This window comes from Shewanella sp. SR43-8, assembly GCF_014163775.1.
In the GTDB taxonomy this organism is placed as follows: Bacteria; Pseudomonadota; Gammaproteobacteria; order Enterobacterales; family Shewanellaceae; genus Shewanella; species Shewanella vesiculosa.
Genome location: NZ_JACJDX010000015.1, coordinates 37,801 through 50,085, shown reverse-complemented (window position 1 = coordinate 50,085; position 12,285 = coordinate 37,801). Strand labels below are relative to the sequence as shown.

Genomic DNA, 12,285 nt, shown 5'->3' with positions numbered 1-12,285 from the left:
TTGTTTACGCTAAAATAGTAAGATCTAATGCCTGCTTACTGACGGCAACACCATTTAAATCAGCATAGATCATCATTCCAGGAAAGATGCTGACACCCGCAATCTCAATAGCTACATTGACATCACCAACATCTTTTTTATCCGTTTTAATCGGATTTGTACCTAATGCTTGCACACCGATCTGCATAGTATTAATGGTACCTGCATCACGAATACAGCCATTAATAATGATACCTTCCCAACCATTGTCATATGCATTGAGAGCTATCATGTCACCTAATAGCGCACGTCTAGTCGAACCGCCGCCGTCCACAACCAATACTTTTCCTTGACCATTTTTGGCTAATTCAGATTTAACTTTGGAATTATCTTCGAAGCATTTTACCGTCACTACTTCACCGTAAAATATCGGCTTAGCACCAAAGGACTGCCATGGATTAGGCAATAAAACTAATTGCTCAGGGTAATGATCGAATAGATCAGGTAATAAATCTAGCATAAGTCCTCCTTGAAAATCAGAATCTTAGATTACTAATTATTAGGCAATTCAACAAGTTTTGTTAACGATATATTATTCACTTTAAAAAGTGCTGCTAGTCCAGACTATCAAGCGCTGTACAAACCAAGTTAAAGAGTGACTTATACAATAAAAATGCATATAATTTCCGAAAAATAACGTAAACAATCATACTTATGAGTGACGATTTAAATTTACAGAAAATGATGGATGCGTTTGACGAGCTAGACTTCGAACAACGCACAACAACAAACCTTGAAAATGCACGTAATAAACAACAAATGACAGCGTATATTGATTCGTTGGATTTTAGTTTGCGTCGTTTATTAATATTGCAAGACACGGTCAATTCAATTGTTGAACAAAAAAAATTAGACCTGCTTAAACAAGAACATATCCAAACCTATAAAACAAAAATCATCAATCTATCTCGAAAATATAATATCTCATATCAAGATGTCATCGATATTATGGTGCAATTGCAACGTTAATAGTGATGCTCTGCCTCTTTCGCTTTGGTTGTAAAATATAAACGTTCAATCGGACTAAAAAACATTAGCCCGATTGACAATGTATTATTTTACTCTAAATTGCTCCACAAGCTGATGCAACTTGATCGCACCTTTTTCAATATCCAAACTGCCTTTATTGATCAATTCATTTTGAGTTCTGTTATCTAATGACATGTCATTGATACGGGTAATATTCATATTAAGCTCTGTAATAACGGTACTTTGCTCCTCTGTTGCCGCCGCAATTTGAATATTCATTTGCGAAATCTGATCAATGGACGATTTAATGTTATTGAGTGCTCCAACGACTTGCTGAGTTTCATTAACGGTTTCTGATGATTTAGTTTTAGCTCTTTCAACAGAGGAATTAACGCTATCGATGGCACTTCTGATGGCATCGATAATAAGATTAATCTCACTTGTTGATGCTTGGGTACGACTCGCCAGCGTTCTAACCTCATCAGCCACGACGGCGAAGCCACGGCCAGCCTCACCGGCTCTGGCAGCTTCAATCGCCGCATTCAATGCGAGTAAATTAGTTTGATCGGCAATCCCAACAATAACATCAAGAATTTGCCCGATTTTACTCGAACTCACTTGTAAGCTTTTAGCAACCTCTTCTGTCGCGGCTAATTCTGTCGATAGCTCTGATATTTTTTGCATCGCATTATCGACAACGGCAGCGGATTTATCTGCTTCAGTGTCTGCATTATGGGTACTTTCGGCTGCCAACTGTGCGTTAGAGGCCACTTCAGATGCCGTTACCGACATTTGGTTAATGGCAGTGGCAACATTAGTTGTTTCGGCTTGTACGTTGGATGAAATTTGATTAGCCTGCTGTGTAATCGTTGACATATTCTTCGCCAAGCGGCTTGATTCATCGACTGAGTCGCTGACAGAGATAATCACTTTTTGGACTTTTTCAATAAAAGTATTGAAATGATGAGCAATTTGTTTGAGCTCATCATTACCCTCTTCGGACAACCGTAGGGTTAGATCCCCCTCACCCTTAGCAATATTCTTAAACGCTGCAATGGTCTCAACCATTGGTCCTGAAATACTGCGAATGATAAAAAATAATAATAAGATGACCGGCAGCCACACCAGTGTCAGTAATAATAGGTATTGGGTTATAAATTGGTTTCTATCAGCTTGAATGTCATCAACATAAATACCTGTACCGATGATCCAGCCCCAGGGTTTAAATCGCTTAACTACAGACATTTTCGGACTTGGGTTTTCCTGCTGGGGTTTATTCCACATGTAATCAACCCGAGCAACATCTTTTTGTTCCGTACCTTGGATCATTTTTTGAAACAGTTTTACCCCATTTGGATCTTGCATTGCTAATACCTTGGTATTAACTAACTGTTTTGCAAAAGCATGCTGGATCATGGTGCCTTGAATATCAATAGTGAAATAATACTCGTTACCTGAATAGCGCAGTTTATCTATTGCAGCTAATGCTAAAGTTTTAGCCTCATCTTCAGCCATACTTCCAGTCTGAACATCTTGATAATATTTATCAGTTATTGCAATTGCAACATCGACTAACGCATTTAACTTGGCTTCTTTTTCATTAATTAACACATTTTCAACTCGCGTTAATGAAAACCAGAAAACAATCACAGTAGCGATAATGGCTAGTGCCAACATGCCTAGTAAACGGTTAGAAATAGTGGTTTTACGAAAAAACATATTTGTTGGGTTCATACGGGCACCATGACATTATAATTAAAATGGTTTTGAAATGATTATTAACTCAGACTCAGAAATAATATGTATAGTATAAAATCAATTGAATCAAGATACTGTTTTGTAACTGTTGTGCCTTACTGGACAGTTGTCAATATTTTCACTTAAAAATCGCAAAAAAAATAAATACTTAGTGGTAAACAATGATAAATAAACACTGGCGAAACTCTCACTTTACGAACGCAGATACTGAGAGTGCATTTGGGTAGTATTTTAGCCATCGAATGACGACTGGCTTAGCACAATTTATCGCTCAAACCAAACACATGACTCGCTATTGGTATTCGTCTCTTGCGGGAAAATAACTCCTGTTATATGTACAAATATCATCAATAAATAACCAACCAATATTTAGTCTTAATAAACAATTAGTCAGTTTCTGCCTGACTCAGTTACAGCGAAAGCAACAGTGCTTAAGCTTACTTAGCATTAATGAACATGGCTTTTTGATGGTTCCGTCGCTTAATGTAGGCTTGATGCCAGCGTAAGTGTTCATTGTTCATCTCTATTATAAACAACGTATTAATAAAAGAGCACATTATGAAACGAACAAACATTCTTATAACAGGGGCAAGTTCAGGTTTAGGGCGCGGCATGGCAATTGAGTTTGCTAAACAGCATCATAACCTTGCACTATGCGCCAGACGTATGGACCGCCTTGAAACATTAAAACAAGAATTACTTGTCATTAATCCTAATATCAAGGTGATAATTAAGTCACTTGATGTAAATGATCACCCACAAGTTTTTGAGGTATTTAATCAATTTAAGCAAGAGTTTGGACAGCTGGACCGAGTCATTGTAAACGCAGGCATGGGTAAAGGCGCATCTATAGGCACTGGCTTTTTTGCTGCTAATTTGCAGACTGCGCAAACTAACTTTATTGCCGCTATCGCCCAATGTGAAGCGGCGATGACAATTTTTCGAGAACAAAACAGTGGGCATCTAGTGACTATTTCGTCTATCAGTGCTGTTCGTGGATTTAGACGTGCAATGACTGTTTATGCTGCCACAAAAGCCGCCGTGACTTCATTGTCTGAAGGTATCCGCATCGATGTACTGAACACACCGATTAAGGTTACTTGTGTACATCCAGGATTTATTCGCAGTGAAATTAACCAAAAGGTAAAAACGGTACCGTTTATTGTTGATACTGAAACGGGCTGTAAAGCCATGGTGAAGGCTATTCAGAAAGAAAAAGCCAATGCATTTGTCCCTAGTTATCCTTGGGCCATTTTACACTGGGTATTACGTATTGCTCCGCTGAGCATGCTGCGCAACATGAGTTAAGTTAATCATAGTCACATAGCAACAAAGCACCTAGCGACGAGGGTAGCTTAATCACTCATGATTAACTCATCATGGCCGAGTTTTATTTACCCAAAGAGAAATAAGCTCAGTTGGGGATAAAAGTGATTATCAAATCATTTTTTGTCTGGCTAACCTTATTGAATTAACCTGTAATTAACTCACATGACTCTGCTTGTAATACGAGAATCCGCTTTTATTTGCCGAAAAGGGCAAATCTGATACCAATAAGGACAAGTATGGTTACTTGGCCTTATTGGTCCAATGTATCAAGCCAAGCAGGGTTAACCATCTTACACGCTTAAACTGTATAAGATTGTGGCAAAACATAACCATAAATTGATTCATTATAGATTGGACATGAACCACATTACTTTTCCATTAACCGATAATGCAATATCTTAATACATTTATTATTAATCACTTATACAGTCAACACTGACTATTCAACATCTAACATAGGCCACAAAACAATACAGTCTTCTAAGTATTTCACTTTCGTTTCGTTAACTGTTTTCCCTTGTACCGAAATCCCCGCCGCATGCATGGCATCTTTATTTCCTGTAAGTAACGGATGCCAACTCGGTAATCCTTTGCCAGCATATACGCGCCGATAAGCACAACTATCAGGCAACCAAGTCAACTCAGCGATATTAACGGGTGTAATTGCTGTACATTCAGGTACATAGGTAAAGCGTTCAGGATAACGACGACAACCACAACTGCTGTCATCCAGTAGATGGCATGCAGCATTAGTATAATAAAGCTCGTCAGTTTCATCGTCGATGATTTTATTTAAACAACACTTACCGCAGCCGTCACACAGCGATTCCCATTGTTCGGTGGTCATGTCTTCTAAGGGGGTGGTAGTCCAAAACTGAGTCATCATTGGTTATCTAATGTAGCTTTTATCGAAATTTGCCTGCATTTTACACCCAATGGGCCGCAATTTACTGCTTAATTTTTTCAGACAAATAAGTTATCGCCAAAGTATCATGCAAAGTCGGGTTAAATTGATGTAATAAAAGGAAGTTATCATAGACTAAATAAAAACGCCCTTTCGATCCATCAGGTGCAATTAAGGACGCCTTCATGTCACTGCGTTGCGGTAAGTCTGCGCCATTAAAACGCCTAATACCATAAGCCTGCCACTGAACAAATGTGTGATTGACTCTTAAACCAAGCAAACCAGGATCGAGTGCCATAGTGGGTTTGACCTGCCTTCCCCATGTAGAACCGGACTGCCAACCTTGTTGATGCAACATATTCGCCAGCGATGCAAAAGCATCATCCATACTGTTCCAAACATCAATCCTGCCGTCTTTATCAGCATCAACAGCATACTTTAGCAACTGGCTCGGCATCATTTGCATCTGCCCCATCGCCCCAGATGAAGAACTCAGCAATGCATCTTCACTGATATTTTTTTGCTCAATTAACTTAAGTGCAGCAATAAATTCAGCAATATAAAATGCTTCTTCATCGCCTTTGTAGGCAAGTGAGGCTAAAACTGATAATCCAGGGAAACGCCCTGGCTGCTCACCAAAACGAGAATTCATCCCCCATAATGCCATCAAAAAACGCGACTGCACTTGATACGTTTTACTCAACTGTTCGAGTTTAGATTCATGCTGCAATAACATTGCTCTTGCAGTACTGACGGTGATTTCGGGCACAGCTTGTGGGATGAAGTCTTCTAATGTCTTAGGTTGAACTACTGAAGCGTTGAGATTGGCTTTCTTAAATATCTTAATCGCCGCAATATTGCGTTCTGCTATAGCTTGGTTAACGCCTGCAGCGAGTGCTTTTTGTTGTAGCAATAATAGATAGTCATCAAAATTGTGATGGCTGTCTTCAGCCATCACAACATGAGAGCAAAAGAAGTAAAAAAAAACGCTTAGAATGATTCTGGGGATCATATTCGTGTTGATTACTCCTTTAAGATTATGCTTATTTCTTAAGCGCTAATTCTTGTTTATGCTGTTCGAGTAAATTAACCGGCGGTGGTGGTATTTGTAAGTAATAACCCTGTTCAACTAATGCAGACTTCACTTTATTAATATCTGCGATGCCCAAGTGATCTCGTTTAGATAGTGGGACAATCATGATTAATGACGGAGTACCAAACATTGCCATTAAAGGCTCAGGAACGTCATCAAATACATCACGTTTTTTGACAAAAAGGTAAGTATCCGCTCTTCGACCGCTTTTATATACTGCACATATCATTTTAGTGTAAATTTCCAAAGGTTCAAACTTGATAGTCAACTAAGCACACTATAACATGGTGACACAAAAAATAATTGTAAATCAGTTTATCGCTGAAGTATGGAGAATCACGCCGGGATGGCTAAACAAAATCTCGAATTAAAGGCTACGTCTTTTACATTATCAGTGCTGCATATTAATCATCACGATCTCGATATTATTGCTGCTGAATTAGACAACAAGCTGGCACAAGCGCCGCAGTTTTTTTTGGGCGCACCATTGGTATTAAATTTATCAGCCATTCAGCATATCCAAATTGATTTTAATGCCCTAAAACAATTATTGATTGACCGTAACCTTATTATTGTCGGCATTACCGACGCCACCCCAGAGCAAGTTGAACAAGCAAAACACATGGGGATTGCAGTGGTAAAGTCTGGCAAACAAGCGCGTAAAGCAGAACTTCCTGAACGAGCAACTAAAATTGTTAAGCAAAATGTGCGCTCTGGACAACAAATATACGCACAAAACGCTGATTTAATCATTTTTGGTGCAGTTGGTAATGGCGCTGAAGTCATTGCTGATGGTAGCATTCATATATATGGTGCTCTTCGTGGTAAAGCCATGGCGGGTGCAGCGGGAGATAATCAAAGTGTGATTATCGCTAACTCGTTAGAAGCAGAATTAGTATCGATTGCTGGACAGTATTGGTTGACTGAACACTTGCAACAATACGACTTAAGCCAAAGAGGTTGTATTCGCCTTGAGGGCGCATCCCTTACTGTTGAAACATTGCCCCAATAATCGGCAAACACAAGGATATAAATATAAATGGCGCAAATTATTGTTGTCACATCAGGTAAAGGTGGTGTGGGAAAAACAACATCCAGTGCAGCAATTGCCACCGGATTGGCTTTAAAAGGACACAAAACAGTCGTTATCGACTTTGACATTGGTTTACGCAATCTTGATCTGATTATGGGTTGTGAGCGCAGGGTCGTATACGATTTTGTTAATGTCATCAATGGTGAAGCCAATTTGAATCAAGCATTAATTAAAGATAAACGCTGCGACAAATTATTTATCTTACCCGCTTCTCAAACACGGGATAAAGACGCGCTGACCAAAGAAGGCGTCGGCCGAGTCCTTGAAAATTTAGCCAAAGATTTCGACTTTATTGTGTGTGATTCACCAGCGGGTATTGAACAAGGTGCAATGATGGCACTTTACTTTGCCGATATTGCCATTGTCACCACCAATCCAGAAGTAAGCTCAGTACGTGATTCAGACCGTATTTTGGGCATGCTGCAGAGTCGCTCGCGTCGAGCTGAATTGACTTTGGAACCTATCAAAGAATATTTACTATTAACTCGCTACTCGCCGGCCAGAGTTAAAACAGGTGAAATGCTCAGTGTTGAAGATGTGCAGGATATTCTTGCTATTGAATTGCTGGGGGTTATCCCTGAATCTCAGTCGGTATTGAAGGCGTCAAACTCAGGTGTACCTGTGATTATTGACCAAGAAAGCGATGCAGGCTTGGCTTACGGCGATACCGTTGCGCGTTTATTAGGCGACGATATACCAATTCGATTTATTACAGAAGAAAAAAAGGGATTCCTTAAAAGGATATTTGGGAGCTAATTATGTCGATACTTGATTATTTTAGAAGCAGTAAAAAGCCCAATACCGCGTCATTGGCAAAAGAGCGATTACAAATTATTGTGGCTCATCAGCGTGGAGAACGTGGTGCACCGGATTACTTCCCAAAGATGAAACAAGAAATCATCGAAGTGATCCGTAAATATGTGCAAATATCAGATGACCAAGTCTCTGTGCAGTTAGACCAAAATGATGACAACTTATCTGTACTAGAACTTAACGTCACCTTACCGGACACTAAGTAACGCTCATCTTTTTAGATTGACTGACTTAATATAACAAAAAGGATACTGGCATTGCTGCCGGTATCCTTTTTCGTTTAATGACGCTATTGAATTAATTAAACTTAACTTGCGCAAGTAAATCACCGACCAATTGGCCGCGCCACCCCACAAAGAGTAATGGTGTTGGTGTTTGTTTATTGTGATACAACCAGAGCAAAAACTCGTGAATATGGCGCTTCGAACCAACAAATTCTAATGCGACGTTTTCACGCTCACATAGCTCAGTTAATATCGTTTTAACTTCTTTGAAAGCCGATTTATAACCAGACTTTAGTGCCACAACATCTACCTCTTCAGGTAGATCTGTTAAATCTGCAGTCGCCATTACCGCTAATAAATCTTTACCGTGTATGCGTTTTTCTTGATCAGTTAAATCATTTAAACTGTTGAGCTCAGACAATGTTGTGGGCTGCTTTTTGGCCAATGCAATTAATGCATGGTCCTTGACCACAAAGCCAAGCGCAAGATTACGGCTCACCGCTTTAGTCAATCGCCACTTAGCCAATACCTTTAAGTAGGCTAACTGCTGACTTGATAACTGAAAGGCATTTTTAACTTTAAGGTAAACACTGTCACCTTCTGGCAGTGACAAACGTCCCTCGGTCATACGCTGACCTTCTTCAAACAGCCATTCGAGACGATTTTCTGCTACAAGCTTCTGTTGTAACTGAGGATATAATTTATACAAATAAAATACATCATTAGCAGCATACTGCAATTGTGAATCAGACAATGGACGATTCATCCAATCGGTTCGTGATTCACCCTTATCAATTTCAACTTGCAAGCATGCATCTACAAGTTTGGCATAACCTAAACCATGACCTAGGCCCGCAAAACTAGCCGCAATTTGGCTGTCAAATAATGGGCTAGGTTGGCATTCGCCATAATGAGCAAATACCTCAAGATCTTCGCTACATGAATGCACTAACTTAACAATATTGGGGTCAGTTAATAGCTGCCAAAATGGGCTTAAGTCTTTAATCGCAACCGGATCAATTAATGCTAGGGTTTTACCATCATAAGCTTGGATGAGGCCTAATTTAGCATAATAGGTTCGAGTACGGACAAACTCAGTATCAAGCACCAATAAGGCGCTGTGTTGGTATTGTTCAACTAATGACAACAAACTGGCATCATCGCTGATATATTCAAACGTTAACAAAATAGGCTCCGCTAAAAAGGGATGTGAGTAATGGTCATAAACTGAGAATTGCCAAGTATAAAAAAGCCGGCTCAGTTGCCGGCTATCATTTTATGCTTTGTTAACTTCATCTCGAAGTTGTCGGCGTAAAATTTTACCCACATTGGTTTTCGGTAATTCGTCCCTAAATTCTACCAGTTTAGGAATTTTATATCCCGTTAAATGATGACGACAATGCTTAATCAATTCTTCTTCTGTAAGTGACTTGTCTTTTGCGACCACAAAAATCTTCACTAATTCACCGCTGGCATCATTAGGAACGCCAACCGCAGCGACTTCAATAACCTTGGGATGTAACGCGACAACCTCTTCCACTTCATTTGGGAACACGTTAAAACCAGACACTAAAATCATGTCTTTTTTGCGATCCACAATGAAAAAGAAACCTTTTTCATCCATATAGCCAATATCGCCAGTCGCTAACCAACCATCTTTATCAATCACAGTGGCAGTTTCTTCCGGACGTTGCCAATATCCCTGCATGACTTGCGGACCTTTAGCAAATAACTCGCCGGTTTCACCCTGAGCTAATACTTTTGAATCTTCATCTCTAATTTGAATCGTGGTCGATGGTGCAGGAAAACCAATAGAACCATTATACCCACTGAGGTTATATGGGCAGCATGTAACTAATGGTGAAGCTTCAGTTAAACCATAACCTTCGAGTAAGCGTGTCTTAGTAAGGTTTTGCCATTTATCCGCGACCGCACGCTGCACCGCCATACCACCGCCAATAGACAATTTTAAACCAGAAAAATCAAGTTGAGTAAATTCTTCATTATTAACCAAAGCATTGAATAAGGTATTAACACCGGTTAAGACAGTAAACGGATACTTTTTCATCTCAGCAACAAAAGCAGGAATGTCACGAGGATTGGTGATCAATAAATTTTTGCTGCCTTTATGTAAAAACAGTAAACAATTCACTGTTAGGGCAAAAATATGGTACAGAGGCAATGCTGTCACGACAAACTCTGCACCATCATCAAGGGCTGGAGAATAAGCACCACTGGCCTGCAAAACGTTACTGACCACGTTTTTATGGCTTAACATGGCACCTTTAGAGACCCCAGTCGTGCCACCGGTGTACTGTAAAAAAGCCAAATCCTCGCCACCAATATCGGCCTTAATGTACTGTAGGCGTCGACCTTTAGAGAGCGAATCACGAAACGATAATGCATGTGGTAAATGGTATTTTGGTACCAATCTTTTGATGTATTTAACCACAAAATTAACTAGTGTGCGTTTCGGAGCACTGAGTTGATCGCCAAGATTGGTAATAATCACCGACTCAATCGGTGTTTGATCAACAATCTCTTCTAAGGTGTTAGCAAAGTTTGACACCACGACGATAGCTTTAGAGCCAGAATCAACCAATTGATGCTTTAATTCCCGTGGGGTATAAAGTGGATTGACATTAACCACCACCATACCAGCGCGCAAAATACCAAACAGAGCAATAGGATATTGCAGTAAATTTGGCATCATAAGGGCGACACGGTCGCCTTTTTTTAAATGTAATTCATTTTGTAAGTAGGCTGCAAATGCTCGACTTCGTTCTTCGAGTTTTCGGTACGTAATGGTCGCGCCCATATTAATAAACGCAGGCTGATCAGCATATTTTGCTACTGAATCTTCAAACATATCGACTAAAGAACTGAATTGAGATGGGTCGATTTCGGCCGGAACATGTTCAGGTAAGTTATTAATCCAAGGCTGGTCCACAGGTGTCTCCTAATAATACCCACTGTGCTAAGACGTGCATTCCCCGTCAGTGGTAAAATATTTTATTGCCCACGTATCATTAATATTGTTATCGCAGGCTTTATTATGATGCTCGTAGTGACCTAAATCATACAAGTGTTTTAATTTTCGACTATAGTCACATAAATAAAACAAAAATAACAGCGATTTCAGCCAGTGCTACTGCCTATTTAGAATAAATGCTCCAATCGATTCAGCGACGGTATAAGCATTACCCATATGGAGGTGATGATCTCCACTTAACTGAATGATTTCAATATTAGAAAACCATTTATTAGCCTGTTCTGTTGAGGCGGTTAGGTGTTTGTATCCATCCTGACCAACCATGAGTAAAGTAGACGTATTACTAGTGCTCATCAGTGCATCAACCTGCTCAAAACTAAATCGATTAAGTGAGTCTAATTTTAATCTAGGGTCACTTCGCCAATGATACTGCCCATCTGTTATTGCCATATTTCGCTTAGTAATAAGCTCACACCATGGAATGGCTAATCCGGTCAGTTTATGGCGGGCTTGTACCGCCAAATCCATAGAAGAATAAGTCGAAGAGTCTCTGGTTACTTGGCGATTAAAACGTTGTTGTTGCAGCAAACCTCTACGCAGGCGATCTTTGGCTTTAGAAGCAGACTCAGATAAAGGGGCAAGCGCTTCAATTAATATGAGTTTATGAATATTTTCAGCAAGACAGGCATTATAAGCCGACGCAATTATGCCGCCAAGAGAATGCCCCAATAAAATAATAGGACCAGTATCTTGTGAAAGTGTATGGATGACGGCTTGCAGGTCATAAATATAATCAACCCAATGTAATGGATAACTACCCGGGCGATGATCTGATAATCCATGCCCAGGCCAATCAATACATACTAGTTGAAATTTATCGAATAATTTTTGCTGTGCAAAGGCATGCGCTAGCGGAACAAAACTGTCAGCGTTATCAAGCCAGCCATGTAAAGCTAATATTACTGGCTTGTCAGCATGACCATAACGTTTTGCAGCAAGCGTAATATGAGCCAACGGCAATTGAATTTCTTCTACGTTAACATTCAACATTGTTGACTCACTTTGCAAAAA

The 12,285-nt window shown here is 39.8% G+C and carries 13 protein-coding genes; 5 read left to right on the top strand and 8 right to left on the bottom strand.

All coding sequences use genetic code 11. The features are described 5' to 3' along the window. Positions 1 to 4: 4 nt before the first annotated feature. Positions 5 to 499, bottom strand: a complete 495-nt coding sequence (locus H5114_RS17790) for a putative 4-hydroxy-4-methyl-2-oxoglutarate aldolase (RefSeq protein WP_124018159.1) — start codon at positions 497 to 499, stop codon at positions 5 to 7. Between the two features lie 194 nt (positions 500 to 693). Here H5114_RS17790 and H5114_RS17785 point away from each other — a divergent pair, with 194 nt between their 5' ends. Next, a complete protein-coding gene (locus tag H5114_RS17785) occupies positions 694 to 1,008 on the top strand; it encodes a hypothetical protein (RefSeq protein WP_182698547.1) in 315 nt (104 codons plus the stop codon). A gap of 84 nt (positions 1,009 to 1,092) precedes the next feature. Here the strand turns inward: H5114_RS17785 and H5114_RS17780 are convergent, their stop codons facing one another. After that, positions 1,093 to 2,742: a methyl-accepting chemotaxis protein gene (locus H5114_RS17780; protein ID WP_182723663.1), complete on the bottom strand. Its 1,650-nt coding sequence runs from the start codon at positions 2,740 to 2,742 to the stop codon at positions 1,093 to 1,095. A 582-nt stretch (positions 2,743 to 3,324) separates the two neighbouring features. On the opposite strand from H5114_RS17780, the gene H5114_RS17775 reads away from it, so the two are divergent. Continuing rightward, the gene (locus H5114_RS17775) at positions 3,325 to 4,074 is read left to right on the top strand and encodes an SDR family oxidoreductase (protein WP_182698545.1); all 750 of its coding nucleotides are present in this window, start codon (positions 3,325 to 3,327) and stop codon (positions 4,072 to 4,074) included. Between the two features lie 460 nt (positions 4,075 to 4,534). On the opposite strand, the gene H5114_RS17770 is transcribed toward H5114_RS17775, so the two are convergent. The 3 genes from H5114_RS17770 to H5114_RS17760 form a co-directional block, all read right to left on the bottom strand. After that, the gene (locus H5114_RS17770) at positions 4,535 to 4,981 is read right to left on the bottom strand and encodes a YcgN family cysteine cluster protein (protein ID WP_124018155.1); all 447 of its coding nucleotides are present in this window, start codon (positions 4,979 to 4,981) and stop codon (positions 4,535 to 4,537) included. A gap of 61 nt (positions 4,982 to 5,042) precedes the next feature. Next, a complete protein-coding gene (locus tag H5114_RS17765) occupies positions 5,043 to 6,011 on the bottom strand; it encodes a lytic transglycosylase domain-containing protein (RefSeq protein ID WP_182723662.1) in 969 nt (322 codons plus the stop codon). A gap of 31 nt (positions 6,012 to 6,042) precedes the next feature. Continuing rightward, the gene (locus tag H5114_RS17760) at positions 6,043 to 6,321 is read right to left on the bottom strand and encodes a YcgL domain-containing protein (protein ID WP_124018153.1); all 279 of its coding nucleotides are present in this window, start codon (positions 6,319 to 6,321) and stop codon (positions 6,043 to 6,045) included. A gap of 117 nt (positions 6,322 to 6,438) precedes the next feature. Between H5114_RS17760 and minC the strand changes: the two genes are divergently transcribed. Genes minC through minE form a run of 3 tightly spaced genes read left to right on the top strand, consistent with a single transcriptional unit; the run spans position 6,439 to position 8,204 of the window. Next, positions 6,439 to 7,104, top strand: a complete 666-nt coding sequence (gene minC / locus H5114_RS17755; RefSeq protein ID WP_182723661.1) for a septum site-determining protein MinC — start codon at positions 6,439 to 6,441, stop codon at positions 7,102 to 7,104. 27 nt (positions 7,105 to 7,131) lie between these two features. Continuing rightward, entirely contained in the window at positions 7,132 to 7,941 is an 810-nt protein-coding gene (gene minD / locus H5114_RS17750) for a septum site-determining protein MinD (protein WP_124018151.1), read from the top strand. A gap of 2 nt (positions 7,942 to 7,943) precedes the next feature. Next, a complete protein-coding gene (minE, locus tag H5114_RS17745; protein ID WP_124018150.1) occupies positions 7,944 to 8,204 on the top strand; it encodes a cell division topological specificity factor MinE in 261 nt (86 codons plus the stop codon). A 91-nt stretch (positions 8,205 to 8,295) separates the two neighbouring features. On the opposite strand, the gene rnd is transcribed toward minE, so the two are convergent. The 3 genes from rnd to H5114_RS17730 all read right to left on the bottom strand — a co-directional run bounded on the left by rnd (position 8,296) and on the right by H5114_RS17730 (position 12,264). Beyond that, on the bottom strand, positions 8,296 to 9,408 hold the full coding sequence (rnd, locus tag H5114_RS17740; RefSeq protein WP_182723660.1) for a ribonuclease D: 1,113 nt from the start codon (positions 9,406 to 9,408) through the stop codon (positions 8,296 to 8,298). Between the two features lie 90 nt (positions 9,409 to 9,498). Beyond that, the gene (gene fadD, locus H5114_RS17735) at positions 9,499 to 11,172 is read right to left on the bottom strand and encodes a long-chain-fatty-acid--CoA ligase FadD (RefSeq protein ID WP_182698541.1); all 1,674 of its coding nucleotides are present in this window, start codon (positions 11,170 to 11,172) and stop codon (positions 9,499 to 9,501) included. A 198-nt stretch (positions 11,173 to 11,370) separates the two neighbouring features. Beyond that, positions 11,371 to 12,264, bottom strand: a complete 894-nt coding sequence (locus H5114_RS17730) for an alpha/beta fold hydrolase (RefSeq protein WP_182723659.1) — start codon at positions 12,262 to 12,264, stop codon at positions 11,371 to 11,373. Positions 12,265 to 12,285: the final 21 nt, after the last annotated feature.